This window comes from Pseudomonas putida (genome assembly GCF_025905425.1).
GTDB lineage: Bacteria > Pseudomonadota > Gammaproteobacteria > Pseudomonadales > Pseudomonadaceae > Aquipseudomonas > Aquipseudomonas putida_AF.
Genome location: NZ_CP109603.1, coordinates 1,487,204 through 1,512,357, shown reverse-complemented (window position 1 = coordinate 1,512,357; position 25,154 = coordinate 1,487,204). Strand labels below are relative to the sequence as shown.

Here is a 25,154-nt window from a genome sequence, read left to right as displayed (position 1 = left end):
CCGGCTTCAAAATCTGCGCAGTTCTGCTAGCAAGCGCCGTCTTACGTAACCGATAGCTACAGTCCGATACACTGCGTCGCATTCTCCGACACACTGGTGATACCCCACCCCCGCACACTCCCGGTCACACAACGACAACCCGGGAATTGCAACAATGAAACCCCTCACCCTGCCCTCTGGCTGGAAGCTGTTTACCGCCCTGGCCGGTTTGACGCTGGCAATGACTGCCGTGGCGCTGGCCGCCAACCCACCCGGCCCGGACAGCCTGCGCGCGGCTATCCGGGCCACCGCTCGCAGCTCCTTCGCACTGTTTCTGATTACCTTTCTGGCTTCGTCGCTGGTCACCTTTCTGCCCGGCTCCGGTAGCCGTCGCCTGGTGCGCGAGCGGCGCTACCTGGGCCTGGCCTTCGCCTTCTCGCACACCGTGCACGGGCTGTTGCTCTACCGCTATGCGCAGCAGTTTCCGGATCTGTTCTGGAGCGATCGCACAGCCACTTCCAGCCTGCCGGGCACAATCGGCTACCTGTTCCTTGCGTTGCTCACCCTGACCTCGTTCAAGGCCCCGATGCGCGTGCTCGGCGCGAATACCTGGAAGGCCCTGCACTGCATCGGCATGTGGGTATTGGCCGGGGTGTTCTGCCTGTCGTTCTACAAACGCATCCCGATGGCTGGCTGGTACCCGGTGGCCTTCGCCCTGATGTTCAGCGCCATCGCCTTCAAGCTCACCGCCAAACTGGCCCTGCGCCAGCGCCGCACTACCACCGCCCTGTCCTGACACGAGACGACCACCATGACAACCCTTACTCGCACTTTCAGCCACATTGACCGTATCGGGAATTGGAGTGCCGACCTGCCACTGCGCCTGTTTCTGGCCTGGGAATTTTTCGAGTCCGGCCTGGAGAAACTCCATGGCGCCAACTGGTTCGGCGACCTGCAGTCCAGCTTCCCGTTCCCCTTTAGCGCACTGCCGGCAGAACTGAACTGGCAACTGTCGATGTGGGCCGAGCTGATCCTGCCTTTGCTGCTGTTGCTGGGCCTGGGAACACGCCTGGCCTCGGCCGGGCTCATGGTCATCACGGTGGTGGCCATCGCTGCGGTGCATTGGCCGGCACAGTGGTCAAGCCTGGCGGAACTGGCACAGGGGTATGCCATCACCGACCAGGGTTTCGGCAACTTCAAGTTGCCCCTGATCTACCTGGTGGCGCTACTGCCCTTGCTGCTCAAAGGGGCCGGCCGCCTGAGCCTTGACCGCTGGCTTGAAGCACGGCTCGCCGCGAGGGCTTGAACCGCAAAAAAAAGGGCTCAGGGCCGATTGGCCCTGAGCCCTTTTTAGTTTCAGCATGTCCCGATGACAATGCCTTGCGCGCGCAAGCTTTCCAGCAAAGCCAGGCCTTGCTCTTGATCCCCTCCCAGTGCTTGCAAACGCTGCTGGCCGGTCCCCCTCACCTCTGCCAACAAGCGATAAGCCATGGGCGCAAGGCGAGCGAAGCGCACCTGCAACCCGGCGTCACGGTACACCAGCAGCAACGTGGGCACCTCAGGCGCTTGCTGGGGCTGATAGCCAGGGCCAATACGCTCGACCGGCCAGCGGTAGGCCAACACCCTGGCCGTACACGACAGCAGCGGTTCACCCAGCAGCAGGTCGCCTTGTGGGTCATGGGCCGGGTCTTGGGCATCGCTCAGGTAGAGCTGGGCTTCGACCCACTCGTAATGGGCAAGCTCAAGCTGCCACGGGGCATCGGGCTTGATCCCCTGGAGGTAGTCGATGAACGCCTCGGCGATCTCGGTGAATAAGGGGGTCTGGCTGCGATAGTTGGCATAGAAATCACGCACCCGGGCATGCCAGCACGCCTCGCCCAGGGTTTGCCGCATCACCGGGAAACTGCCGGCCAACAAGCCTTCGATAGCGCCGTAGAACAGCTCACGGTAAACCTTCAAACGGCGCGCCTCGATGCCAGGCGGCGGGGCATGCCGGGCGGGGTCGCGCAGGTGCCGCGCCAGGGTGAACTGCTGTTCACGCAACACTTCGCTCATGCGCCACCTCCTGCTGTACAGCACGGATGCGGGCCGTCTCTTCGAGCAGTTCGGCCAACGGCGGATAGTTGAAGTCACGCTCGAGCACCGTCGGTTTGGCGCCGAAGCGTATGCAGGCAGTCGCGAACAACGACCAGACGTCCTCCTTCACCGGTGCTCCGTGGGTATCGACCTTGAGGTCGTGGGCCTCGTCATAGTGCCCCGCCACGTGCATGCCGGTAACCCTGGCCTGCGGCAGCCCGTGCAGGAACGCCTGCGCATCGTAAGCATGGTTACAGGCGTTGACGAACACGTTGTTGACGTCCAGCAGCAGGTCGCAATCGGCTTCGTCGAGTACCGCACAGATGAACTCCAGCTCGCTCATCGCCTGGTAGGGCGCCGCGTAGTAGCTGATGTTTTCCACGGCGATGCGCCGCTGCAGGTGGTCCTGCGCCTGGCGAATCCTGGCGGCGACATGATGCACTGCCTCTTCGGTGAAGGGGATCGGCATCAAGTCGTAGAGGTGGCCGTCATCGCTGCAGTAACTCAGGTGTTCGCTGTACAGCCGTACCCGATGACGATCGAGAAACTGCCGGGTCTGATCCAGAAAGCCTCGATCAAGCGGCAGGCTGCCGCCAAGGGACAGGGACAAGCCATGGCAGGTCAGCGCAAAGCGTTCACTCAGTTGCGCCAGGCCTTGGCCATAGGCCCCGCCGACACCGATCCAGTTTTCCGGCGCACACTCGAGAAAGTCCACTGCGCCCTCTTCAAGGGCCAACAACTCGGGCATCAGGCCACGGCGCAGGCCAAGGCCTGCAAACAAGGGTGAGGTAGTCATCGATAAGTATCCGCCACATGCAAAACGCCCCGCCTGACCAGCAGGAGGGGCGTTGTGTCATTCCAAGGGTTGAAGTCAGGACTTACCGGTCACCGAGGCATCACCTGCCTTGTCTGCGGCTCCACACTTACCTTCACCGCATTTACCTTCGCCATGGCTGGCCTTTTTGTCGCCACCGCATTTACCTTCACCGCACTTGCCTTCCCCCTGGGTGGCCTTGTTGCTGCCGCCGCACTTGCCTTCGCCGCATTTGCCCTCGCCGTGTACCTTGGCCGACGCCAACTGATAACCCTGGGACAGGGGCTCGACAGCGAATGCGCTGCTGCCAAAGGCCATGCTGCCGAGCAGGGCGGCGCCGAGCAGGCCGAGGTTTTTACGTGCATGAGTCATGGTGTAGCTCCACTGTGGTTGGGAAGTGGAGCCATTAGGCCGGGCGGGTGTGTCGAGGTTGTATCGCCGAAATCGGCATTTTGTACATGAATAGGTCTGTTGGCGTGCAGGATACAGTGTGATACACAGCCCCCGCCCCTGCGACCAGAGGCGGGGGCTGGCTGTCAGTCCTCCAGCGGCTTGGGCGGCGCTGCAGGCTTGGCGGGTTTAACCGGTTTCGCAGGTTTGCTGTCCTTACCCTTGGCTTCAGGTGCTGCCGCTACAGGCTCCGGTGCAGCCACGGCCTTCTCGCTCGCCGGCAGATCATCGACCGCCTTGAGGATCGCCTGCGGGTCGATCGGCTCGCCCGTCGCGTCATCCTTGAGCATGTGCCGTTCACCGTCCTTGCCAACGAGGATCACTTTGGTGCCTGCGCTTGCACCCAGTTTGAGTTCGCGGATCAGCGCCATGGTGGTCTGCTGCTCAAGGTTCTTGTCTTCGCGCTTGCCCACCATTTTGGCCACGCTGTACAGCACCAGGCTGCGCTCCTTGAAGGCCTTCTGGATCTGCGGGTCTTCCAGGGCTTTATTCAACCCAAGTAACGTCGGGTCGGCTGAACTGGGGGCGATGATCACCAAAGGCCGTGCCTTGCCCAATTCCTTGGCCAAAGGCGCATCGCTGTCGGCGGCGAACAGAGGACTGGTGACGGCGAGCAAGGTGGCGAGGGTCAGTGACCGGACGAGCATACACATCTCCTTAATATCTCGATAAACCAATGACTACAGATCACGGAGAAAAATCCGATCTGGAGCCTAAACCACTTCAAACATCCGGTGGTCAGGGAAAAGTAACTGGCAATTTCCAGTCATGCCTCAGAACTGGATGACGACCTTTTCCGAAAAGGCCATCTTTTGAGTGAGCATAGTCCAAAGCCACTGGAGGGAAGACTGCGCGATGCCGCCTGCCAGTGGCCGGTACGTCACACGTTGATGCCCGCATCTGCCGGCCCGGCCTCCAATGCCGCCAGCGTCAGGTCGAGCATCAGCCCGCGCCGAGCGGCACGCTGCGCACCAAGAATCGCATCAGACTCTGCCTGCCTGGCCTCGTCAGTCAGTGCCTCGTCGTCAAGCACACGATCGAGACGGCGCCGGAACGGCCTGTCGACCTGAGCGAAGCGCGCCGGCTGAGCACGTTCCAGGTGCGCCTGCCAGAACGTTCGGTCTACCAGCGAGCGTGCGACTTCTTCCTGCGTCTCGGCTTCAAGCACTTGCGCCTGGGCCCGTGCAAGGTGCGCTTCAGTGACACCTGCCAGGGCGCGAAAACTCATGTCACCCACTGCGATGGGCAAGTTCAAGCGGTCACGCAAGCCAAGGCGATAAGCGAGCCCCACTTCACTCTCATCCGGGTTGCCACCACGATTAAGAATGTCTCCCACAGCCAGCCGGTCAACTTCATCCAGGCGCCACAAACGCCGCCCCAACGTAATCAACGCTTGCTCCGTGTTGCCTTGTTCAGCGGCCCGGGCCTGCCACACCAGCACATTCAGTTCAAGATTGCTCAGGCACCAGGTAGCGCCGTCCTGACACCCCCACTCGTCATTGGCGATATCCAGCAAGGCATCGCGCAGGGCCGGTTCCTTGGCCATCGCCTGCAACAAGGCAAGTACCCGCTGGGCGAGGGCTTGTGCGTTGATGTGGTAATCCGCAGACTGCAGCAGTTGCTGCAGCACTCGGAAGAAGCGATCAGCTGCATCCCCCACATCCACCGACTCCCAGGCCGCCAGCAGCAGGCCACGAAAGCGCGTCCCGACAGCATCCCCCCATACCTCCCGGGCATGCTCAAGCTGCTCGCGAAGCAGCGTCTCGTCCAGCGCGACAGCAGGCGCCATGAGAGCCCCCTGCAGACGCACCAGCTCAGCCTCCTCCAGTGGGTTACCGGCCAGCCTGATACGCCGCCGTAGCCCCGGCGCCATTTGATAGAACCACGGCGGGATCTCCCTGATACGGTTTTCGCGCATGTCCATGAAAATCAGGCTCGAACGATTGGTCACGCCGTGGGGAAAGTGCGTCAGGCCAGTGTCACGCAAGTTCAACCAGCGCAGAGAGGTCAACCCACTCAAGGTAAAGGTGCGGCCCAATGGGTTATGGGACAAGTCGAGGTAGCACAGCGTTGTGGAGCTTGCCAACGTAGCGGCTTGGCTGGTGGTCAACACGATCCGATTGTGGGTCAAGGTCAGCTGACGCAACGCCTGCATTTGCAAAAGCGGCTGCGGTATTCGCGTCAAGAAATTTCCGCCCAGATCCAGCATGCGCAGACGCGGAAATGCAAGCATGAAACTCGCGGGAATTTCCTGCAATTCCATGCGCAGCAGGGATACATCGGAAACATGGGCAAAGCTGACCTGCGCCGGTATTTCCGGTAGCCCACCGGGCCTCATGTTGTACAGGACCATGCGGTAGTTCTGATCGGTATCGAGGTGCGTTTGCCCGGCGTCGGTCGTGCGCCGCCAACAATCCAGCAATGTGCCGCGCATGCAGTCCCGGTCTTCCCTTACCTCGCCTTCGGCCTCCCCGACCCACGCTTCCAGGCTGTTGCGCAACACCCTGTACTCTGCGCGCAGCTCGGCCAATACTGTTTCCAGATTACGCCCCGAGCGCCGAACATTGTCGCTCCATATCGCCACCTGCTCATCACTGAAGGAGGGGAACAGTTCACGCACGGTTACCGCCAATGCCCTCTGTGGCCTGCCCGGGCCACCCGAGTTACGCCCACCCAAGGGGTAACCTAAGCGGCCATCGGCCAAGCGCTGCGGGAGGCGGAAGATGCCTGGGCGCTGGGCGCCCAGCAAACCTTGGATTTCGGCGCGTCGTTTCAGGGCTTCACGCCCCAACAAGACCCTGAGGTTATGGGCGAAGGGGTCGCCAACCTGCATGGCCGTGCGCTGTTGCGCCGTGTAGGCCGCGACCAGCACCTCGAACAACTCGCCAGCTTCACCTCGCCGCGCCCCTTGAGCATCAAGCAATTGAAAGGTGCCATTGTGGTGCACGAGGTCGAATGCCTGTGCGCCGTCTACGGTCGCTGACAGCAGCGGCCCGGCGAGATGGCCTTCGAACAAACGCCAACGCACCCCTTGCTCAGCGCCAGGCAAGTACTTGAGCAGCCCCAGTACGACGCGAGCCAAATCGGCGTTCTGTGGGGTATCCAGGAACAACGCTTCGAACACGCGAACCCTGCGGATGTCCGAGACGCTGTGCCTGGCTGCTTCGGCCAGGTTCAATGGCACCCGCCCACTTTGCAACAAGCGTCGACGATCGTCCCCGCTGGCCGCGGCCACCAGTGCCTGCGCGGCCCGGCAATGCAAGCCAGGGAACACTTTGCGCAGCAATGCACTTGCGGGGCTGTCGCTGGCCTGCACCGTTTCATACAGGTTCCCCAGCAAATGACGACGCTGGGCCCAGACCAGCTCGGCCAAGGCCTGGTCCGACACACCCTCTGCCCCTGCCAGGCGCCGGGCATGCTGGAGGACAGTGGCATCTTGCACTCGCTCACCCGCACGCAAACGGCTGATCAGCTGACGAATCCGCTGGTCGAGCCGGGAGCGTTCGGCACTGTCGAGCATGCCGGGTTCTGGCGCACGGCCATACACATGCATGGCCCGCAGATGATCCGCACTCAGCTCATGAAAACCCAGGACTTGGTCGATCTGCTCGTCCGTCATGCTATCCAAGGGTGCGCCAAATCGACGGAACATGCGGTGGGGGTCGTCCCATTGCGCTGGCTGCTCACTCCAGACTCGCCAGGCGCCAGCGCCGTTGTGACATAACGCAGGCCCATTCCCACCGCGCGGACGAAGCTGCCACTGGCCATCCTTGGCGGGCTCGATCACCGGGTAGTAGTGCCCCTCCATTTCGACCCATGCCTGGCCGCTTTGACGTCGAATACCCAGCGCATCCTGAGCGGCCGCAGTACTGGGTGCGACACTGCGATAAGCTGCCAGGTCCTGCTGCCAAAGCTTGCTGCTACCGTCTTCTAGCCGCGCAGGCAGCATGGCATCGACCACCGCTGAACGTGCCCACAACCGCCGCGCCACGGTCACCCCCGCCACTGTGGCTGCGAGCGCTGCAAGGTCAGTCGCGACGTTGGTCAGATGGTCGAGTGCTTCCTGAGCATCGCCGTCATGCAACGCTTCGACGCCGTGGTACACCTCGCCCAGCACCTCCCAGACGGTCACCGCCAGCATAGCCAGCCCCAGGCCCGGAACAAAAAACGACGCCAGGTTGAGCAGCGCCCAGCCTTCAGCAACCAGCCGTTCGTCATGAGCGCGCTGCACCTCACGGTCGAGCCGGGCCACCGGCACCACGATCATCGCCGCGTCCTCTTTGATCTGGCGGATGCGCGACTGCGCAAGGGCGTTGAACAACGGTGAAGGGTAAGCCTGCAGATGGGGTTTCAGGTCACGACTGGCCCAGGCCGGCAGATCGTCAAAAACCGGGATCACCGAGGCAAAAAAAGCTTGGCTGTCGCGTCTTGGCACGAAGCGCCTGAAAAACCGCTGGTACGACTTGACGCGCAAGCGATGGCCCAATGCTCGATTAAGTGCCTTGAGGTCTTCGAACGCACTCCAGGGCGCCACCGGGTCACCCGGTACATGCATCAGCAAGCGACGCGTGGTGTTGAACAAGGGGCCTTGGTCGATTACATCAAGCACCACGACTTGCTCAAGCGCGCACCCAAGCAAGCTCAGGCGCTTGGGCACCACCAGGTCACCGGCCAAGCGCAGCACCTTGCCATCAAGGCACATGCCCACCAGCAGTTTCAGCTCGCTGGCATCCAGCACGCCGTCCTGCCTGGCCTTGTACCCATCTACCAGCATGGCGTAACGGGTTGCATCCACCAGCATCGACACAATGCGCTTCTCGTCATTGGCAGGCTTCAGGACCGCATCCAGATGACGTTGGTAGCGCGCCCCCAGGTCCAGCTCGCGGCACAGCGCGGCGAATGCGACAGCGGTGGGAGGTTTAGGCTCGCCCGAGCGTGGCACCAGCAGCCTATTGCCCACAGGCTGGCCGCCTGAGCTGGCCTGTTCGGCAGTAAAGTTACGCAGAACCACCTCAAGCAGTGGCTTTTCCTCATACACCACTTCTGTCAGGTGAGCCCCTACAGGCTGAGTGTTGATCACCGGTTCCCGGCGCCCTTCGAGAAAGGTCAGTCGGCGCACGTTGTAGGTGAACGCATAGCGCTCAGTGAGCGCCTTCTGAAGCGCCGAAGCGACGAAATCTTCGATATCGTCGATTTTCCCCAGCAGCGTGCTCAGCTGCTGACGACACGCGAGGCTCTTGGCCAGTGCATGACTGATCTTGGGCAACTGATCGACCGGCGCTTGTCGTAGCCAACGGGGTAGGCGCTTACCGATGATGTCGTCCTGAAACGCTTCGCTGTCGCGCTGCCGCGTGTCCGGGCGCGGCTCACCCGACGATTGTGTAGTGCCCATGCTCAAAGCCTCCTGACCAATAAAGAGGGCCAGCCTAGGCAGCAGAGGCTTTGCGAGGCGCTAGATAGGTAACGCCCGCTATCAGAACAATGGCAACTGGCGGCCCGTCAGCGCCGCGAAATCATCCCCGACAAAGGGCAAGATGGCATCGGCCACCGGCTGCAACTGGCGGCTCAGGTAGTGCTCGTAGTCGATTGGCGCCTGCAGGCTTTCCAAGGGTTCAGGGCCGGCAGTGGTGATCAGGTAGCTGATCCAGCCACCGTTCTGGTATTGCCGGGGGCGCCCGAGACGGCTGTTGTATTCATCGGCAAGGCGCGCAGCACGCACATGGGGCGGTACGTTCCGCTGGTAGTCAGCCAGCGGCCGGCGCAAGCGCTTGCGATAGACCATCAGTTCATCGAGTTCGCCGGCCAGGGTTTGCTGCACGTACTGACGCACATAATCACGGTAGGGTTGGCCACGGAAGATCCGCCCGTACAACGCCTGCTGGAACTGCCTGGCCAACGGCGACCAATCGGTGCGTACCGACTCCAGCCCTTTGTACACCATCTCCTCGCTGCCGTCGGCGCGCTGCACCAGGCCGGCGTAGCGCTTCTTGCTGCCTTCTTCGGTACCGCGAATGGTCGGCATCAGGAAGCGTCGGTAATGGGTTTCGAACTGCAACTCAAGGGCGCTCTCCAGGCCCATGGAGTCGTGCAGATGTTGGCGCCACCAGAGGTTGACCTCTGCCACCAGCTCACGGCCTATGCGCGCTGCGGCGTCCTCGTCATGGGCGCCCTTGAGCCAGACGAAGGTAGAGTCGGTATCGCCGTAGATCACATCAAAGCCACGCGCTTCGATCAGCTCACGGGTCTGGCGCATGATCTGGTGCCCACGCAGGGTGATCGACGATGCCAGGCGCGGGTCGAAGAAGCGGCAGCCACTGGAGCCCAGAACGCCGTAGAAGGCGTTCATGATGATTTTCAGTGCCTGCGACAGCGGCGCGTTACCCGCGCGTTTGGCCGCCTCCCTGCCTTGCCACACACGTTCGACGATCGCTGGCAGGCAGTGCCGGCTGCGCGAGAAGCGCCCACCCCGAAAACCTGCCACCGAATGTTGGTCATCGGGCTGGCGCAGGCCTTCGGCCAACCCTACCGGGTCGATCAGGAAGGTACGGATGATCGAGGGGTACAGGCTCTTGTAGTCCAGCACCAGTACCGAATCGTAGAGACCGGGGCGTGAGTCCATGACGAAGCCACCGGGGCTGGCCTCGTCGGGGCGGCTGCCGAGATTGGGTGCGACAAAGCCCAGGCGGTGCATCTGCGGCATGTACAAATGGCAGAACGCCGCCACCGAGCCACCGCTTCGGTCCACGGCCAACCCGGTGACGGAGGCACGTTCGAGCAAAAAGTCGAGCAGCCGGGTATGGGCGAATATGCGCGTGACCAGTTCGCAGTCCTTGAGGTTGTAAAGCGCCAGCGACGGCTTGTCCTCGGCGAACATGCGGTTGATTTCGTCCATGCGCTGATAAGGCGTGCTGATGGCCTTGCCCTCGCCCAGCAGCGTCTGGGCAACGTTCTCCAGGCTGAACGAGGGGAAGCTCCAGGTGGCCGAACGCAGTGCTTCGATGCCATCGATCAGCAGCCGCCCAGGGGCATCGGCAAACACATGGCCACCGCTGGCGTGAGCGCGCAGGGTCATGAGCGCACCCTTGCGCCCTATGGCCAAAGGCACCTGCAGTTGCCTGGCGTGCTCGTGTAACAGACGCAGGTCGAACTGCACCAGGTTCCAGCCGATGATCGCATCCGGATCGTGCCGGGCCATCCATTGGTTGAGGCATTCGAGCAGCGCGGCACGGTCGTCGCAGTACTGCAGGTCGAAGTCCACGGCGCTGCTGTCACCGTTTGCCGGGCCAAGCATGTACACCTGGCGCTGGCCGCAGCCTTCAAGGGCAATACTGTAGAGCTCACCGCGCTCGCTGGTCTCGATATCCAGCGACACAAGACGCAGTGGCGGACGGTAATCCGGCAGTGGCTTGAGCTGGGCATCGCAGACCACGCCATGGGCATCCGGCTGGCCGGTGAACTGCACGGGGGCCGTGATGAAGCGCTCCATCAGATAGCGTTCGGGGGGGCGGATGTCCGCTTCGTAAACCTCGACGCCGGCGTTGCGCAAGCGTTGCTCCAGTTGCATCAATTGACGATGCTGGCGGCAGTACAGGCCCAGCACCGGGCGTTGATCGAAATCGCGCAGTTGCAAGGGTTTGAGCTCGACACCCGGCTCGTTGGCCAGCAGCACCCGAGCATGCGCGGCGTGCGCCTGAGGGATGAACGCCACCGAGACCTGCGGCGCCAGGCGAAGTTGACGCGGCCCCTGGTCCGTAGCCAGCCACAACTCCACGCACGTGCCTTCGGGTGTGTCATGCCAATGCCGGGTCAGGACAAAGCCCTGCTGCAAATCCACCGCGTCGACCTCTGATCGTCAATTGTGCCTAATGCGACGATTCTACTCTAGCGCGAGCCTGCCACGAACCCGCTACGCCGCCCTGCCCAGGCGAATAGCCACGCCAGGCCAATCAGCACCAGCGCCACAGGGCCAAACCACGCCACACCAGCCCCCGTCAGCAGCAGCCCGCCAATGATCCCCCCCAAGGCGATAGCACTGTTCCACACCGTCACCAGCATCGACTGCGCCACATCACCACCCTCGCCCGCCGTGTCCGCGCAGGCCGTCTGCAGTAACGTCGGCGCGCCACCGTAGGTCAGGCCCCACAGTGCGATGCTCAGGTACATCGCCCAGGAGGACGCCTGCCCCAGCACCAGCGTGGCCAGGGCAAAACCGGCAAGGCTGAGCAAGACCAGCGTGCGCAGATGCCGATCGATCAACAGCCCGACCAGCCCGATACCCGCCAGCGCCGACAGGCCGAATACCATCAACACCTGACCGATTTCAGCTGCCATCCCCGCCGCCGCCAGCAGCGGCACGATGTAGGTATAAAGAATGTTGTGGCCGAGGATCCAGCTCATGATCACCAGCAGCACCAGCGCCACGCCGGGTGTACGCAACACTTGCAACGCCGCGGGGCGTTTGCCCGCCGCCTGCCCCGGATAGTCCGGTACCGCGCGCAACACCCACACCACCAGCAACAGCGCCGCCAGGGTGACCACGACAAAGGTGGCACGCCACCCCAGCAATGCCCCAAGCCAGGTAGCTATGGGCAAGCCGAGGGACAAGGCTAGCGGCTGCCCCAGCATGGCCACTGCCATCGCCCGCCCCTGCAAGGCCACCGGCACCATGCGCCGGGCATGGCCGGCGATCAGCCCCCAGGCCAGGCCGGCCGCGGCACCGGTAAAAAAGCGCAGCACCAGGGTAAGGGCGTTGGACGACGACAACGTTGTCAACCCGTTGAACAGCACGAAGCCACCGATTGCCATCAGCAGTGCGCGACGGCGATACCACCCCTGGGTCAGGGTCACCAGCGGGATGGCCGTCAACAACGAGCCCAGTGCGTAGGCCGTGACCCATTGGCCAGCCATGGCCTGACTGATGTGCATGCCACCGGCGATCTGGTCCAGTAAACCGGCGGGAAGGATTTCGCTGAGGATGGCGATGAAGCCGGTCATGGCCAGCGCCAGCAGGCCACTCAGGGGCAAGCGCTCGGTGCGCTCATCCAGTAGTGGTGCGGATGAAGTCTGGGACATTGCGGAAGGCCTTGAAAGGGGAAATCGAGGCCGACAGTGTGCATGGCAGCGGCATTGCGGAAAAAGATGGTTACAATGCCGCTCACTCCGGACATCAGCGTCCGCAATCGGGAGCGCCTCATGGACAGCCTCAGCGGCTTCGTGGTCTTCAACCGGGTTGCCGAAACCCGCAGTTTCGTCGCCGCCGGCCAGTCGCTGGGCATCACCGCCTCGGCCGTGGGCAAGCGGGTGGCGCGGCTGGAAAGCCGCCTGGGTGTGCGCCTGTTCCATCGCAGCACGCGCAGCATCACCCTGACCGCCGAAGGCACGCTGTTTCTTGAGCGCAGCCGGCGCATCCTAGCCGAAATAGAAGCGACCGAGCAGGCACTGTCCCAGGCCAGCGAAACCCCGCGTGGTCGCCTGCGCGTGAGCCTGCCGCAGGTCACCGGGTTGGTGATGCCGGCACTTGCCGACTTCATGGCGCTGTACCCCGAGGTAGAACTGGACCTGGAGTTCACCGACCGCATGGTGGATATCGTCGGAGAGGGTTTCGATGTGGTGATGCGCGGTGGCCAGCCGGTGGACTCGCGCCTCAATGCCAAGTTTCTCGGCCACTTCCAGCATCACCTGGTGGCATCACCCGAGTACTTGCGCGAGCGTGGCGCCCCCAGCCACCCCCGTGAGCTGAGCGCGCACACTTGCCTGCACTACCGCTTCCCCAGCAGTGGCAAGCTGGAGAACTGGCCGCTACGCCAGGAGCACCCCGACCAGGGCTATGACATCCCCATTTCGATGGTGTGCAACCACGTCGAGACACGCATCTGCTTTGCCCTCAACCACCGCGGCATCACCTGCCTGCCAGACTTCAGCGTGCGCCGCGAGCTGGCTGCCGGTTCGCTGGTAAGCGTGCTCGGCAGCTTCATGGAGCGGCGTGGCAGCTTCTACCTGCTGTGGCCGTCGGGGCGACAGGTTCCCCCCAAGCTGCGGGTGTTCATCGACTTCATGCTCGAACGGGTATCCACCGGCAGCCCTCAGCCGTACAAGTAGTTGATGTCCTTGTAGGCCAGCGGCGGTACCTGGCTGATCAGAAAATCACGCAACTTGTGCATCTGCCGCGCCTTGGGGCTGGATTTGAGCCAGGTCATGTAATAACCGTCGCCGGTGGCCACCGCGTACTTGAAGGGTGTCACCAGCCGCCCTGCCGACAGGTCGGAGCTGGCCAGCACCAAGTCCACCACCGAGATGCCCAAGCCCTGCTGGGCCGCCGAGATCCCCTGGTCGAGGGTATCGAAAACCTGCCCCTGATCGATGCTGATATCCAGTGCGTCCATACGCGCCAGCCAGCGTCGCCAGTCGCGCCGGTCCGGGGACGGGTGCAGGAACTCGCACTGGCGCAGGTCCGCCAGGCCTGGCTGGGCATGCGCCATGTAATCGGGGTGGCACACCGGGATCAGCCACTCATCGAACAGCTTGAAGCTTTCGACGTCGGCGGGGAAACGGCCGTTGGCCAACAAGATGGCGCAGTCGTAGGGCTCCGAATAGAAGTCCACGCTGTCGATGTCCATCCATACGCTCGACAGTTGCACGCTGCTGCTGTCGTCGATCTTCTTGAACCCGTCCAGGGCCCTGAGCAACCAGCGCATGGTCAGCGTGGACGGCGCTTTCAGACGCACCCCGTAACGATCCTGACGCAACAATGCGCAGGCGTTCTCGATGATCTTGAAGCCGACCTTGAGCTCCTGTGAGAGCAGGCGCCCGTGCTCGGTCAGGCTGAGTTTCGGCCCACGACGCTCGAACAAGTCGCAGCCGAACATGGCCTCGAGGGTCTTGATGTGGTGGCTGACGGCCCCTTGGGTCAGCACCAGTTCCTCGGCCGCACGGGTAAAGGAGCCATAACGAGAGGCCACCTCGAAAGCACGCAGGGCGTGCAAGGCCTGTATCCGTTCCGACATGGCGACGTCCGAAGCATGAGTGAGACTAATAGTAGGTCATAGTTCCACGCGTTTTACAACGTTAAGTCTGTCTCAGAAAATGCAGGTAAACAATAAAGATATCCAACGATTCTGCCTGCATATGACTGGAACGTTACTTAATTAAACGCCTGGGGAAATCATGTTTACGGGTTATGGAAACTGCTATCGCCTGGATGCGCTAGAGCTGGCCGCTGAACATGTGCGGAACACGCAACACTGGACCTACAAAACCATACAGCATTTTCGCGGTATTCTCGCCAACCCCGATTTTCCGTGCCTGTTCGGCCGCAAAGCGGTTGCCAGCGAGACGTGCCACATTCTCTTCGCCCGCGCCGAGCAACTGGCCGATGACATCGCTCAGGGCCTGGCCGACTACGTGCGCACCATCGCGCCGATTCCGCTCAAGCAGCGCATCGGCAGCCCGCTGGTGGTGTTTCTCGAAACCGCTACCGAATGCACCCTCGCCGAGCAGCAGGCCCTGGCCTGGAAAGTCCTGCGTGGCGTCCATGCACGCGACCCACACCCTTGGCCGCAGGCGATACCGACCGACCCTGACAACACCGGATGGTCGTTCTGCTACGCCGGCATGCCGCTGTTCATCAACATGAACTTCCCCGGCCACCGGCAGATGAAAAGCCGCAACCTGGGCCAACACATCACCTTCGTCATCAACCCTCGGGAAAACTTCGATGAGGTGGCCAATGCCAGCACCGAAAGTGGCAAGCGCATCCGTGCCCGCATCCGCGAGCGCGTGGCCCATTACAACGACGGCGTCATGCCCGACACCCTTGGCGCGTTCGGCGATGCCGACAACTACGAGTGGAAGCAGTACCAGTTGCAAGAGGCGGGCTCGCTGAACCCATCGCGCTGCCCATTCCACGCCCACGTAACACCCGACACATTGATCGAGAACTGACCGTGAATACCGCACTGACCGCCACCTACGCACTGACCGTTCTGCTGCTGATCGCCACCCCTGGCCCGGTAGTGGCACTGATCGTAAACACCGCCGCCGCCTCCGGCTCGCGCAAGGCCATGTTCACTGCCGTCGGTACCAACTGGGCATCGCTGGTACTGATTGGCGCCGCGGCCTGGATCATCCTGACCAGCGCGGCCATCGACAAGGCCTGGCTCAGCGGCATGAGCCTGCTGGGTTGCCTGTTCATCGGCTACATCGCCGTGGGCACCCTCAGGGAAGCCCTGCAGGCGCCAACGCCGGAGGCTGCGAGCGAGGCACCGCGGCCTGGGCGTGGCGGCCTGCTGCAAGGCTTCATGGTGGGCATCTCCAACCCCAAGGACATCATCTTCTTCATCGCCTTTTTCCCTCAGTTCATCCAGATCACCGAATCGTTCGGCAAGAGCATGGTGGTGCTGTCGCTGCTGTGGGTGGCCATCGATTTCGCCGTGCTCAGCCTGTACATCTTCGCCATCGGCAAGATCGCCTCGCAACGCAGCAACCGCCTGATCAGCCTGGCGTCGGGCGTCGCCCTGCTGCTGATTAGTGCGGGCGGGCTGCTCTACAACCTCAAGGAACTGGCGGCCTGAGCCGCAAGCATCGCTCGGAGAGCCCATGAAAACGACCGACACCACCACGTATGCTCCGGGCCCTCCTTCGCCGCTGCAACAGGACTATCAGCGCTTTCTGTTGCTGGGCAACCGCCGTGCGCCACACACCTTGCATGTACACGAGAGCGGCTATCGCTCCGGCACCATCAACACCGATGCCCTTGGCCTGCGTTACAGCCATTGCGCCGGCAAGCGTTTCTCGGCGGCCGAGCGCGGCGCGGCGCCGCGCATCAACCTGCTGGTAGGGGGCTCTACTGCGCTGGGTATCGGCGCCAGCAGCGACGAGCACACAGTGGCTTCGCACCTGTCGATGCTGACCGGTGAGGTCTGGCTGAGCCTGGCCGGCTGTGGGCTCAATGCCGGCCAGGAGCTGCTGATGTTCCTTACCCACCAACACCGGCTCGGCCAGCTCGGCCATGTGGTGGTACTCAGCGGCCTCAATACGCTGGCCCATGAAGCCCTGTGCGAAGTCCTCACCAGCCCCCACGAGCCGCTGCACGCCATGGCCTTGCAGAACACGCTGAACAGCTTCAGCGAGGGCATGCCGCCAGCTACGGCCCCGCGCCGGCAATCACTCTGGCGACGTCTCGGCCAAGCCCTGACCGCGCGCCCTCCCGTAGCGCCTGCCGCCAAGCCGTTGTCACCCCCTGAAAAGCGATTGGCCCGCGCGGCCGACAACATCGGCCGCACCTTGCGCCAGTGGGAGCGTCTGCTGGCAGACAGCCATGCCACCCTGACCTTCATACTCCAGCCACTGCTGCCCTGGTGCCGGGAAACCTTGCCAGCGGGTGAACAGGCCATGCTGATGGGGCTGGAGTCGCAGTCGGCGAACTTCGACCGCTTGCTGGACGGGGTGTTTGACAGCCAGTTGCACACCGCCTTCTTTCGCCGCATCAAAAGCCAGGCGGACCCGGTCCCCTGCTACGACATGAACAGCATGCTCAGCAGCTCGCCGGTCTTCGGCGCTGACCTGTTCGTCGACCGTCTGCACTTCAACGACCTGGGCAACAATGCCCTGGCCAAGGTCATCACTGCCAAGCTTGGCCTGGCCCAGGAAAAACACGCTCAGCGCAAGGTCGCACCCATCAAGCTCGTCTGACAGTTGCCCGCTGCTCTTCCGGCGAGGCCCCTTGGGTGGCTAGAATACGTCGTCGTTCCGATCCGCCTGAGGCGCACGTGTACCTGTCATGAACATCGAAGCCGTCCATCAAGCACTGGCTGCCTGCCATGACGGCGCCGCTCACGAGGCATGCCTGTGAGTCGCGCGGTCATCCTGCCCCCGCTGTTGATTGCACTGATGCCGCTGGCCGCGCAGGCGCTCGACGCACGCATCGACCCTCATGCCGACCTGCTCTACCGCCAGGCCCTGCCGCTACTCGAACAGGCCGACAGCCTGGACGACGGCGCCAGTTCACTGCGCACTGCCGTGGGTAGCGATCCGGAGCTCACCCGCCAGGGCCAAGCCCTGGCCCACACCTTGCCCACCGCTGTGGCACTGCTGAAAAAATCAGTGGCCCTGGGCCACCCCGTGGCGCAATACCGGCTTGCGCTTTACTACATGACCTACTTGCCCGTCGGGCAAATCCCGGACGCCGCCTGCCCCTTGCTGGTCGCCAGCCTCAAGCAGGGCTTCGCGGCACCGGCTCCGGCCATCGCCACCTGGTGCTCGCCCTACAATGCCAGCGCGGAGTATCGCGCAACGCTGGAGGCGATTCCGAGCATGGCCACCCAGTACGCCCCTTACTACCCGCAACCGGCCCCGCGACTGGCCTGCAGCCGCAGCCAGCCGCAGGGCCTGGAAATGCAGTGGGGGCGTCAGCGCGACTACCAGGCCGAGGTGTACCGGTCGCTGGCAGATCTGGACACTCAGCATCGCCAGACCTTGCTGCAGAAGGCGGTGGAGATCAACGGGTGCGTGACAGCGCAACGCAGGTTGACCAGCCATCGATAGCGACATTCGTCCCGGCCAAGCGCCAAACCAGCAAGATCGTTCAAGCCATCACCCGCCCCACTCTGGCATGCTGCCCAACCGAGTACACGCGTTGCAGCCACCATGCCAGATAGCCCACACATCGCCCGCCAAGCCTTTCTTCACGGCGCCATCGCCATTCTCCCGCTTTCCCTGGCCGTCGCCCCCTGGGGCCTGCTGGCAGGCTCCATGGCCATCGAAGCCAACCTGAGCGCCTGGCAAGGCCAAGGGCTTTCGGCCATCGTTTTCGCCGGTGCCGCGCAACTGGTGGCGATCGGCATGCTCAAGGGCGGTGCCAACCTGGCGTCGATCCTGCTCACCACCTTGCTGCTGACGTCCCAGCACCTGCTCTACGGCCTGTCCATGCGCCCGGTGCTGTCCAACCAGCCGCTGCGCTGGCGGTTAGGCCTGGGCTTCTTGTTGACCGACGAATTCTTCGCCCTGACCAGCCACTATGACCAACAGCAGTTCAATCGCTGGTATGCCCTGGGCGTGGGCCTGACGTTCTATATCGCCTGGAACCTGTTCACGTTGGCAGGCATTGTCCTTGGCCAGAACATTCCGCACCTCGACCAGCTGGGCCTGGACTTTTCCATTGTCGCCACTTTCGTCGCCCTGATCGCGCCGCTGGTGCGCAACCTCGCCACGGTGGTGTGCGTGGCGGTGTCGCTGTTCTGCTCGGTACTGTTCAGTGCCTGGCACTGGGAAACCGCCCTGGTGGCTGCCGGCCTGCTTGGCATGAGCGCCGGTTTCATTTGCCAGAAATGCGTTGGAGGCCGTGCATGACCTGGTTGCTGATATTCGCCATGGGCGCCATCGTGTTTCTCAATCGCTATGCGTTTCTTGAGCCCCGCCTGCCCTTGCGCCTGAGCTCCAATGCCCGGCAGTTTCTGGGGTTCGCGGTGCCGGGCATGCTCACCGCCATCTGCGGGCCAATCATCTTCATGCCTGAGCACCAACTGAACCTGAGCCTGCTCAACCCTTATCTGCTAGGTTCGGTGGTAGCCGTGGCCCTGGTGCTGTTGACCCGTAGCGTGTTGCTGAGCATGCTGGTGAGCATGTTGATCTTCTTCCTCCTGCGCAGCTGGCTGGCATGACCACGCCCCTGCGCGAGCAGACCCACCTGTGGCAGGCGCCGGCGCTGGGCGACGTTGAAATGCTGCACGCACGGTATTTTCAGCAGCGCTTCGCCCCGCATGTACACGAAGGCTATGTCTTCACCGTGATCGAGTCCGGCGCCCAGCGCTTCTGGCATCGCGGCAGCGAGCACCTGGCCCCGGTCGGCAGCATGGTGCTGATCAACCCCGACGAACTGCACACCGGCGCCACTGCCCACGAAGCGGGCTGGCGCTATCGCGGCTTCTACCCGGAGCATGAACGGGTCACCGGCGTGCTCGAAGAGCTGGAACTGGGCCGCCACGGCATGCCCATCTTCAAGGACAGTGTGATCCAGGACCCGGCCCTGGCCCTGGCCTTCAGCCAGCTGCACCAGCTGTCCGAATCTGCTGCCAGCGCCCTGGAGCAGCAGACGGCTTGGCGCCATGCCGTGCTGGTCCTGGTGCAACGCCATGGGCAATGCGCCGAGCCCACCGCACCCGGCCATGAACCCCTGGCGGTGGCCCGCGCCCGCGAACTGCTGGAGAGCCAACTGGCCGACCCACCCTCGCTTGAAGCCCTGGCGGCGGCAGTCAACCTGTCGCCCTTCCACTTCGCCCGGGTATTTCGCCAGGCCACCGGCCTGCCGCCCCATGCCTGGCTCAAGCAACGGCGCCTGGCCCGCGCCCGTGAGTTTCTGAAACGCGGCCAGGTGGCTTCAGAGGTGGCGTTTGCGCTTGGCTTTGCGGACCAGAGCCACTTGAGCCGGCAGTTCAAGCAGGCTTATGGGGTGACACCTGGGGCCTATCGCCAGGCATGTCTTCAGGTAGCTTTGCCTGTCAGGTTTTTCACCACGCAAGCTCCAGCTGTTGCGGGTTCAGATCCTTGCGTCGAATCCTGACGGCGATACCTGGGGCTGTAGTCCCAACGCAGGGGCTTCGGCACCCTCCCGACCAGTTGCTCGAGCCTTTCCAGGCTAACTTTGCCCTTTACGATGGCCAGCGCTCTTCAGTGTCCAGCGCAACGGTGCGATAAACAGCATCAGTGTCATCCAAAGGAAGGTCGCCGGCCCCGCCAGTACAAAGACAAAACAGGCAACTAGCCCTGAAGCAGCATCCCCGAGGACGGCAGTGAAGTAGTACAAGGAAAAATTTCTGCCGACTTCACGGTCCTTCGACAGGCATTGAATGTTGGTCACGATAGCGATATCGACGAATGCACCGACAAAGCCGACGATGAACAGGATCACCAAGAACAGCACGTCACTGAACTGAAGCAGGACAGCCGCCAAGAAAAACAGTGCGCCGTACAACGCCCAATAACGGAGTACCTGTTGCGCGGTGGTCCGCTTGTTGAAGCGGGTATACAGGAGACTTCCCAGCACAGTACCTGCCGCTAGCAGTGATAAAACGTACCCTACTGCAGCCTCGGAAGCGAAATGTTCAAGCACCGAAGCGGGCAGGATGAACCGAATGACCGAGGTGGCGAACATCGCGCAAATCGTGGTGCAGCAGATGACAGCGAACAACGGTGCATTGCTGGCCCTGAGCTTGTTCACACTACTAGCAGCATCTCGCACCACAGACCGCACATCGAAGACCTGGCGCGGGCTCGACCTACCCGGGGCCAGAGTAGCGATACTGAACGCCGATACCACCAGGCATGCAGCAAAGAAAAGAAAGGCCGCCTCACGGGAAAGCAACAACACACCTGCAGAGAACACCAACGGCCCGATGATCGAGGCGGCATCCTCAACCACCTGGATAGCGCTGTTGACCGAAGGCAGCCTTTCTTTTTCCACGATATCGGGGAAATAGGCACGAAACGTCGGTACATAAAGACAGTCTAGCGCCGTCATAATCATCGCCAAACCAATCAACGCAACTAACGCGGGCGTGGACAGGCTGAACAACGCGAAAAAGGACAGTGCCAAGATGCTTTTCGTCACTTCCACCAGCAACAACGTACGTTTTCTATTGCAGTTATCCGCCAGCCAGCCACCCATGGGTGAAAACACCGCACTGGGCAGATAACGAAAGAAGTACACCATCCCGATCAACAAGAGATCGGCCTCGGTAACCGATACGATCGCCACTGCAAAAGCAGCCTCGAAAGCGAACTCGCCACACTTGGAAGCTCCGTATCCAACCGCAAGCGTTCGCGTTCCGCTGTTAAGATTCAACGCTTGCATGTAGATGCTTCTCCTCAGCTGGCGACATAAATCAGCCCATGCTCAGTGATGTCGCGTCCAGGGGCAGCACGCCTGCTGGAGTAAGCCCGAGGCCTGCAAGACGCACTGACATCGGTAATACTCCAAATGGTCTTCGCCTAAGCAAGCGCTATCTAAATCCCAATCAACCCAAAACACAACACTCAGCTTGTAACAACACCTGAACAGAGCCACACAAACACTTACAACAACGAAACGCCCTACGCAAAACAACCAAAAGCAAAGAACTCTCTATCAACTTTCAAGCGGGCGGAACAGCCCACTCAAACAAGCGAGCAACACTGCCAAACTCAAGCTCAATCCAGACGATGTGCGGCGCACAGATATCGAATTTTAAACGTTTAGTTTAAAACTCACGAAAAGTAACTAATGATTACTTCACCCGCAGATCGAGGCATCTGCGCGCACTCCAATCGGCTTGAAAAGCAGCCTGAGCCCAGAAAACCGTCTGCTACACTGACAGGGCTGAATTGGAGGATCCTGCCATGTCCGAAAGAGAGCTCACCACCCTCATATCGCTGATGAACCAGCGCCAAGCCTGCCTGAGCAGTGCCTGCAAGGAGATTGCCGACTGGATCGACCGGCAGGGCGATGTGCCCGCCGCCGGCAAGATCCGCGCGAGTCTCAAGGCCCTGGAGGCCGACGAAGCCCAGGTACGCAAGACCTTGACGTCGTTGACCCTCGACAGGCCGCTGCCACGCTTTCGCAGCTGAATCAAAGGGGGCCGCGTTGCGCGGCCCCAGGTGAATCAGTGATTCATGTGCATGTGGTCATGCCCACCGCCAGCCTCGGCGTTGAGCGGACGTACTGGCGCCTGCACCTGCAGCGTTTCCTTGCCGCCCTTGGCATCTTCGATGACCAGGGTCAGTGGCACCTGCTCGCCTTCCTTCACCTGCTGCTTCAACCCCATCAACATGACGTGTAAGCCGTTCGGGTCCAGGGTCACTGGTTTGCCTGCGGGCAACTCGACGGCCTTGACCTCACGCATGCCCATCACGTCGCCGTTCATGGTCATTTCATGTACCTGTACGGTCTTGGCCACGGACGACTCAACCCCTACCAGCTTGCTGTCGCTGCTGGCCGTGAGGGTCATGAAGGCACCGGTGGACTGCTGGTGCGGCACGCTGGCTCGGACCCAGGCATCACTGACAGTGGTCTGGGCCAGGGCTGGCAAGGCCAGGCCCAGCAGGGCGATGGCGGCCAGGCCGCGCTTGATCGGTTGCAGTGAAACAGCCATTAGCAAATCTCCATCAGGGTGACCAGGTCTTCGGCGCATTCCTTGGCGTTCAGGGAATGGCCCAGGCTCAGGCGCAAAGTGCCACGTGTGTCGTAGACGTAGCTGGTGGACGAATGAGAGATGGTATAGGTGTCACCGGCCGGGACCTTTTCGTAGAACACCTTGAATTCCTTGGCCACCTCGGCGATTTCCTCGGGGGTGCCGGTCAGCGCGGTGAACGACGGGTCGAACGCCTTGACGTAGGCATCGAGGACTTCGGGGGTGTCGCGCTCTGGGTCCAGGGTGATGAACACCACCTGGAACAGGTCACGGTCACGGCCCTTGAGCAGCTGTCTGATTTGCGCCGCCCGCGCCAGCGTGGTCGGGCAGACCGCCGGGCACTGGGTGAAGCCGAAGAAGATCATCGGCATGCTGCCGTAGAAGCTCGACAGGGTACGCGGGTTGCCTTGGGGGTCCTTGAGATTGAACTTGCGCCCAAGGATTTCGTTGCTCATGTTCTTGCCGTGCTTGAACTCGAGACCCCGGGCCGGGCTGCAGCCGGCCAGCAGGCCGAGCCCGAGAACGCCCATCCCGGCGACAACCGCGCGCCGGGTATATAGATCATTCATGGAACTATCCTTTACAGGCCATCCTTTACAGGAAAGGTGCCGACCCTGGGGAGGGGCCGGTTGAAAAACCGGGGCATTCTGGCATGACACCCCAAGTGCTTCTACCCGACGAAGGCGGTGATGGCCTGCAGCCCTTTGAATACGGGCTGCGGCCTGTTGTCGCAGGGGTTGAATCCGTAACAGTTTGTTGCTAAGGAAGCGGCGAACAGTGTCTGTAGGAGCGGCCTTGCCGGGGCGCTCCTACAATCAGTAGTAGGCGTTTTCCTTCTGGGTGTGGTCGGTCACGTCGCGCACACCTTTAAGCTCTGGGATACGTTCGAGCAGGGTGCGCTCGATGCCTTCGCGCAGTGTCACGTCGGCCTGGCCGCAGCCCTGGCAACCACCACCGAACTGCAGCACGGCGATACCGTCGTCGACCACGTCCACCAGGCTCACCTGCCCGCCATGGCTGGCCAGACCGGGGTTGATCTCGGTCTGCAGGTAGTAGTTGATACGCTCGTTGATCGGGCTGTCCTCGTTGACCATCGGCACCTTGGCGTTCGGTGCCTTGATGGTCAGCTGGCCGCCCATGCGGTCGGTGGCGTAATCGACCAGCGCGTCCTCAAGGAAGGGGACGCTGACTGCATCGAGGTAGGCGGTGAAGCTCTTCAGACCCACGGCGGTGTCGTCAGGCTTCTCTTCGCCCGGCTTGCAGTAGGCAATGCACGTCTCTGCGTACTGGGTGCCTGGCTGGGTGATGAAAATGCGGATGCCGATGCCGGGCGTATTCTGCTTGGAGAGCAGATCGGCCAGGTAATCATGGGCGGCGTCGGTAATGGTTATAGCGCTCATGGAAGTTCCTCACAGACTTGCGGCCAAGTGTACGCCAACCTGGCCCTTGTACAAAGTCCTAGTATTTGACTCGGGAAAGCGCGTAATCCGGGGCCTGCCCCCGTGGTGCCGCCAGCCAGGCCTGCATTCGCCGGTACAGGCCGCGCTCCAGCCAGTGGTAGCTGAACCACGACATTAGTCCAATGGACGGCACGCACAGGGCAAACACCAGATACGGGTTAAGGTGCAGCCGCTGGCTGGCGAACCAGCCGGCATACAGCACCAGCACGTGGATCAGGTACACCGAATACGAACAATCGCCCAGTGCCTTGAGCAGTCGGTTGCCCGCGAATAGGGGCTCCAGGGAGACAAAGGCGAGTACCACCAGCGCGCTCGGCAGGCCCCAGTGCAGCAGCCGCTGGGAGGCGTCCAGGTGGTAAAGGGCATACCCCGCCACGGCGAGCAACGCCAGGGGCATGCAAATGCCCTGGCGAATCAGGCCTCGGTGATACAGCACTCCCAGGCCGATGCCCAGCAGGAACTCGTAGATGATGTCGTTGTTGTAGAAATGACTGAGCACACCCAGCCGGCCCAGCACTTCACTCACCAGCAGCAGCGCGACGCTGACCAGCAGTAACTGATGGCGCTGGCGGACCAGGAATGCCAAGCCGAACAGCAGGTAGAAAAACATCTCGAAGTTCAGCGTCCAGCCCACGTTCAAGGTGGGATAGAGCCCATATCCACCGGGGTTTTCCGCTGGCACGAACACTAGCGACAGCAACAGGTGATGCCAGTCGAATTCCTGGTGCGGCATCCAGCGGCTGGCCGCCAGCAGCAGGCCCGCCATGACCAAGGTGTAGAACCAGTACGCCGGGACGATGCGCAATAACCGGTTAAGCAGGAACTGCCGAGGCTCGATGGCTTTGTCACGGGTGGAGAGGTAGATCACCAGGCCGCTGATGACGAAGAAGATATCGACGCCGACGGCGCCCCGGTCAGTCAGCAGTTGGCCAATCGGCCCACTGGCCTTGAAGTCGAAAAAGATCTGCATGAAATGGTGGCAGACCACCACCCAGGCGGCGAACGCCCGCAGTGCCTGAAGCGAATACAGCATGAAATACCCTGCGATTGCCGGTGCATTGAGGCCTCGGCGAGCGCTTCGCACTCGTTCGCGGGCAAGCCCGCCCCCACAGGGACTGCACAAAACCTGTGGGGGCGGGCTTGCCCGCGATGGGCTGCAAAGCAGCCCCCGGACCACCCACCGTTTCCGACCGCAGGTATTTCAGAAAGGTCAGC

At 62.1% G+C, this 25,154-nt stretch carries 23 protein-coding genes and 1 pseudogene; 11 read left to right on the top strand and 13 right to left on the bottom strand.

Annotated elements, in window-relative coordinates; genetic code table 11:
* Positions 1-154: 154 nt before the first annotated feature.
* Both OGV19_RS06775 and OGV19_RS06770 read left to right on the top strand, forming a co-directional pair.
* A complete protein-coding gene (locus OGV19_RS06775; RefSeq protein ID WP_264312666.1) occupies positions 155-775 on the top strand; it encodes a ferric reductase-like transmembrane domain-containing protein in 621 nt (206 codons plus the stop codon).
* 15 nt (positions 776-790) lie between these two features.
* Positions 791-1,285 (top strand): HvfX family Cu-binding RiPP maturation protein, encoded by a 495-nt coding sequence (locus OGV19_RS06770; protein ID WP_264312665.1) that lies wholly within the window; start codon positions 791-793, stop codon positions 1,283-1,285.
* A 50-nt stretch (positions 1,286-1,335) separates the two neighbouring features.
* On the opposite strand, the gene OGV19_RS06765 is transcribed toward OGV19_RS06770, so the two are convergent.
* The 7 genes and pseudogenes from OGV19_RS06765 to OGV19_RS06735 form a co-directional block, all read right to left on the bottom strand.
* Positions 1,336-2,034, bottom strand: a complete 699-nt coding sequence (locus OGV19_RS06765; RefSeq protein ID WP_264312664.1) for an HvfC family RiPP maturation protein — start codon at positions 2,032-2,034, stop codon at positions 1,336-1,338.
* Entirely contained in the window at positions 2,015-2,851 is an 837-nt protein-coding gene (locus OGV19_RS06760; protein WP_264312663.1) for an HvfB family MNIO-type RiPP peptide maturase, read from the bottom strand. The genes OGV19_RS06765 and OGV19_RS06760 overlap by 20 nt, the downstream gene beginning before the upstream one ends.
* Before the next feature lie 81 nt (positions 2,852-2,932).
* A pseudogene (locus OGV19_RS27645) lies at positions 2,933-3,409 on the bottom strand (calcium sensor EFh); the annotation flags it as partial.
* On the bottom strand, positions 3,406-3,966 hold the full coding sequence (locus tag OGV19_RS06750) for a DUF4174 domain-containing protein (protein ID WP_264312662.1): 561 nt from the start codon (positions 3,964-3,966) through the stop codon (positions 3,406-3,408). The gene OGV19_RS06750 and the pseudogene OGV19_RS27645, both read right to left, overlap by 4 nt.
* Before the next feature lie 233 nt (positions 3,967-4,199).
* The gene (locus tag OGV19_RS06745; RefSeq protein WP_264312661.1) at positions 4,200-8,711 is read right to left on the bottom strand and encodes an NEL-type E3 ubiquitin ligase domain-containing protein; all 4,512 of its coding nucleotides are present in this window, start codon (positions 8,709-8,711) and stop codon (positions 4,200-4,202) included.
* Positions 8,712-8,792: 81 nt separating this feature from the next.
* A complete protein-coding gene (locus OGV19_RS06740) occupies positions 8,793-11,153 on the bottom strand; it encodes a DNA polymerase II (protein ID WP_264312660.1) in 2,361 nt (786 codons plus the stop codon).
* Positions 11,154-11,200: 47 nt separating this feature from the next.
* On the bottom strand, positions 11,201-12,391 hold the full coding sequence (locus OGV19_RS06735; protein WP_264312659.1) for an MFS transporter: 1,191 nt from the start codon (positions 12,389-12,391) through the stop codon (positions 11,201-11,203).
* Between the two features lie 120 nt (positions 12,392-12,511).
* Here OGV19_RS06735 and OGV19_RS06730 point away from each other — a divergent pair, with 120 nt between their 5' ends.
* Positions 12,512-13,417, top strand: coding sequence for a LysR family transcriptional regulator (locus tag OGV19_RS06730; RefSeq protein ID WP_264312658.1), 906 nt, complete (start codon positions 12,512-12,514; stop codon positions 13,415-13,417).
* Here OGV19_RS06730 and OGV19_RS06725 read toward each other — a convergent pair.
* Complete coding sequence (locus tag OGV19_RS06725; RefSeq protein WP_264312657.1) at positions 13,402-14,322, bottom strand: LysR substrate-binding domain-containing protein; 921 nt, start codon at positions 14,320-14,322, stop codon at positions 13,402-13,404. The genes OGV19_RS06730 and OGV19_RS06725 overlap by 16 nt on opposite strands.
* 160 nt (positions 14,323-14,482) lie before the next feature.
* Here OGV19_RS06725 and OGV19_RS06720 point away from each other — a divergent pair, with 160 nt between their 5' ends.
* The 7 genes from OGV19_RS06720 to OGV19_RS06690 all read left to right on the top strand — a co-directional run bounded on the left by OGV19_RS06720 (position 14,483) and on the right by OGV19_RS06690 (position 19,874).
* Positions 14,483-15,259, top strand: coding sequence for a YqcI/YcgG family protein (locus tag OGV19_RS06720; protein ID WP_264312656.1), 777 nt, complete (start codon positions 14,483-14,485; stop codon positions 15,257-15,259).
* A gap of 2 nt (positions 15,260-15,261) precedes the next feature.
* The gene (locus OGV19_RS06715) at positions 15,262-15,888 is read left to right on the top strand and encodes a LysE family translocator (RefSeq protein ID WP_264312655.1); all 627 of its coding nucleotides are present in this window, start codon (positions 15,262-15,264) and stop codon (positions 15,886-15,888) included.
* A 25-nt stretch (positions 15,889-15,913) separates the two neighbouring features.
* On the top strand, positions 15,914-17,008 hold the full coding sequence (locus tag OGV19_RS06710) for a hypothetical protein (RefSeq protein ID WP_264312654.1): 1,095 nt from the start codon (positions 15,914-15,916) through the stop codon (positions 17,006-17,008).
* A gap of 150 nt (positions 17,009-17,158) precedes the next feature.
* A complete protein-coding gene (locus OGV19_RS06705; RefSeq protein WP_264312653.1) occupies positions 17,159-17,860 on the top strand; it encodes a sel1 repeat family protein in 702 nt (233 codons plus the stop codon).
* A 102-nt stretch (positions 17,861-17,962) separates the two neighbouring features.
* Positions 17,963-18,664 carry an AzlC family ABC transporter permease gene (locus OGV19_RS06700; RefSeq protein ID WP_264312652.1) on the top strand — a complete coding sequence of 234 codons (702 nt, stop codon included), beginning with the start codon at positions 17,963-17,965 and terminating at the stop codon, positions 18,662-18,664.
* On the top strand, positions 18,661-18,975 hold the full coding sequence (locus tag OGV19_RS06695; RefSeq protein ID WP_264312651.1) for a branched-chain amino acid transport AzlD family protein: 315 nt from the start codon (positions 18,661-18,663) through the stop codon (positions 18,973-18,975). The genes OGV19_RS06700 and OGV19_RS06695 overlap by 4 nt, the downstream gene beginning before the upstream one ends.
* A complete protein-coding gene (locus OGV19_RS06690; RefSeq protein WP_264312650.1) occupies positions 18,972-19,874 on the top strand; it encodes an AraC family transcriptional regulator in 903 nt (300 codons plus the stop codon). Before OGV19_RS06695 ends, OGV19_RS06690 begins: the two co-directional genes overlap by 4 nt.
* A 75-nt stretch (positions 19,875-19,949) precedes the next feature.
* Here OGV19_RS06690 and OGV19_RS06685 read toward each other — a convergent pair whose 3' ends face one another.
* Positions 19,950-21,164 carry an MFS transporter gene (locus tag OGV19_RS06685; RefSeq protein ID WP_264312649.1) on the bottom strand — a complete coding sequence of 405 codons (1,215 nt, stop codon included), beginning with the start codon at positions 21,162-21,164 and terminating at the stop codon, positions 19,950-19,952.
* A 524-nt stretch (positions 21,165-21,688) separates the two neighbouring features.
* Here OGV19_RS06685 and OGV19_RS06680 point away from each other — a divergent pair.
* Positions 21,689-21,916, top strand: a complete 228-nt coding sequence (locus tag OGV19_RS06680; protein ID WP_027593874.1) for a hypothetical protein — start codon at positions 21,689-21,691, stop codon at positions 21,914-21,916.
* A gap of 35 nt (positions 21,917-21,951) precedes the next feature.
* On the opposite strand, the gene OGV19_RS06675 is transcribed toward OGV19_RS06680, so the two are convergent.
* From OGV19_RS06675 to OGV19_RS06660, 4 genes are all read right to left on the bottom strand, one after another.
* Positions 21,952-22,440 (bottom strand): copper chaperone PCu(A)C, encoded by a 489-nt coding sequence (locus tag OGV19_RS06675; protein ID WP_264312648.1) that lies wholly within the window; start codon positions 22,438-22,440, stop codon positions 21,952-21,954.
* Positions 22,440-23,048 carry an SCO family protein gene (locus tag OGV19_RS06670; protein ID WP_264312647.1) on the bottom strand — a complete coding sequence of 203 codons (609 nt, stop codon included), beginning with the start codon at positions 23,046-23,048 and terminating at the stop codon, positions 22,440-22,442. Before OGV19_RS06670 ends, OGV19_RS06675 begins: the two co-directional genes overlap by 1 nt.
* A gap of 246 nt (positions 23,049-23,294) precedes the next feature.
* The gene (gene nfuA, locus OGV19_RS06665) at positions 23,295-23,879 is read right to left on the bottom strand and encodes a Fe-S biogenesis protein NfuA (RefSeq protein WP_264312646.1); all 585 of its coding nucleotides are present in this window, start codon (positions 23,877-23,879) and stop codon (positions 23,295-23,297) included.
* Between the two features lie 58 nt (positions 23,880-23,937).
* On the bottom strand, positions 23,938-24,972 hold the full coding sequence (locus OGV19_RS06660) for an acyltransferase family protein (RefSeq protein ID WP_264312645.1): 1,035 nt from the start codon (positions 24,970-24,972) through the stop codon (positions 23,938-23,940).
* Positions 24,973-25,154: the final 182 nt, after the last annotated feature.

What these genes read in the sequence shown, in the direction of transcription:
- OGV19_RS06775 (WP_264312666.1), top strand. Translation starts at nt 155, where the DNA reads ATGAAACCCCTCACCCTGCCCTCTGGCTGGAAGCTGTTTACCGCCCTG.
- OGV19_RS06770 (WP_264312665.1), top strand. Translation starts at nt 791, where the DNA reads ATGACAACCCTTACTCGCACTTTCAGCCACATTGACCGTATCGGGAAT.
- OGV19_RS06765 (WP_264312664.1), bottom strand. Translation starts at nt 2,034, where the DNA reads ATGAGCGAAGTGTTGCGTGAACAGCAGTTCACCCTGGCGCGGCACCTG.
- OGV19_RS06760 (WP_264312663.1), bottom strand. Translation starts at nt 2,851, where the DNA reads ATGACTACCTCACCCTTGTTTGCAGGCCTTGGCCTGCGCCGTGGCCTG.
- OGV19_RS06750 (WP_264312662.1), bottom strand. Translation starts at nt 3,966, where the DNA reads ATGCTCGTCCGGTCACTGACCCTCGCCACCTTGCTCGCCGTCACCAGT.
- OGV19_RS06745 (WP_264312661.1), bottom strand. Translation starts at nt 8,711, where the DNA reads ATGGGCACTACACAATCGTCGGGTGAGCCGCGCCCGGACACGCGGCAG.
- OGV19_RS06735 (WP_264312659.1), bottom strand. Translation starts at nt 12,391, where the DNA reads ATGTCCCAGACTTCATCCGCACCACTACTGGATGAGCGCACCGAGCGC.
- OGV19_RS06730 (WP_264312658.1), top strand. Translation starts at nt 12,512, where the DNA reads ATGGACAGCCTCAGCGGCTTCGTGGTCTTCAACCGGGTTGCCGAAACC.
- OGV19_RS06725 (WP_264312657.1), bottom strand. Translation starts at nt 14,322, where the DNA reads ATGTCGGAACGGATACAGGCCTTGCACGCCCTGCGTGCTTTCGAGGTG.
- OGV19_RS06720 (WP_264312656.1), top strand. Translation starts at nt 14,483, where the DNA reads ATGTTTACGGGTTATGGAAACTGCTATCGCCTGGATGCGCTAGAGCTG.
- OGV19_RS06710 (WP_264312654.1), top strand. Translation starts at nt 15,914, where the DNA reads ATGAAAACGACCGACACCACCACGTATGCTCCGGGCCCTCCTTCGCCG.
- OGV19_RS06705 (WP_264312653.1), top strand. Translation starts at nt 17,159, where the DNA reads ATGCCTGTGAGTCGCGCGGTCATCCTGCCCCCGCTGTTGATTGCACTG.
- OGV19_RS06700 (WP_264312652.1), top strand. Translation starts at nt 17,963, where the DNA reads ATGCCAGATAGCCCACACATCGCCCGCCAAGCCTTTCTTCACGGCGCC.
- OGV19_RS06695 (WP_264312651.1), top strand. Translation starts at nt 18,661, where the DNA reads ATGACCTGGTTGCTGATATTCGCCATGGGCGCCATCGTGTTTCTCAAT.
- OGV19_RS06690 (WP_264312650.1), top strand. Translation starts at nt 18,972, where the DNA reads ATGACCACGCCCCTGCGCGAGCAGACCCACCTGTGGCAGGCGCCGGCG.
- OGV19_RS06685 (WP_264312649.1), bottom strand. Translation starts at nt 21,164, where the DNA reads ATGCAAGCGTTGAATCTTAACAGCGGAACGCGAACGCTTGCGGTTGGA.
- OGV19_RS06680 (WP_027593874.1), top strand. Translation starts at nt 21,689, where the DNA reads ATGTCCGAAAGAGAGCTCACCACCCTCATATCGCTGATGAACCAGCGC.
- OGV19_RS06675 (WP_264312648.1), bottom strand. Translation starts at nt 22,440, where the DNA reads ATGGCTGTTTCACTGCAACCGATCAAGCGCGGCCTGGCCGCCATCGCC.
- OGV19_RS06670 (WP_264312647.1), bottom strand. Translation starts at nt 23,048, where the DNA reads ATGAATGATCTATATACCCGGCGCGCGGTTGTCGCCGGGATGGGCGTT.
- nfuA (WP_264312646.1), bottom strand. Translation starts at nt 23,879, where the DNA reads ATGAGCGCTATAACCATTACCGACGCCGCCCATGATTACCTGGCCGAT.
- OGV19_RS06660 (WP_264312645.1), bottom strand. Translation starts at nt 24,972, where the DNA reads ATGCTGTATTCGCTTCAGGCACTGCGGGCGTTCGCCGCCTGGGTGGTG.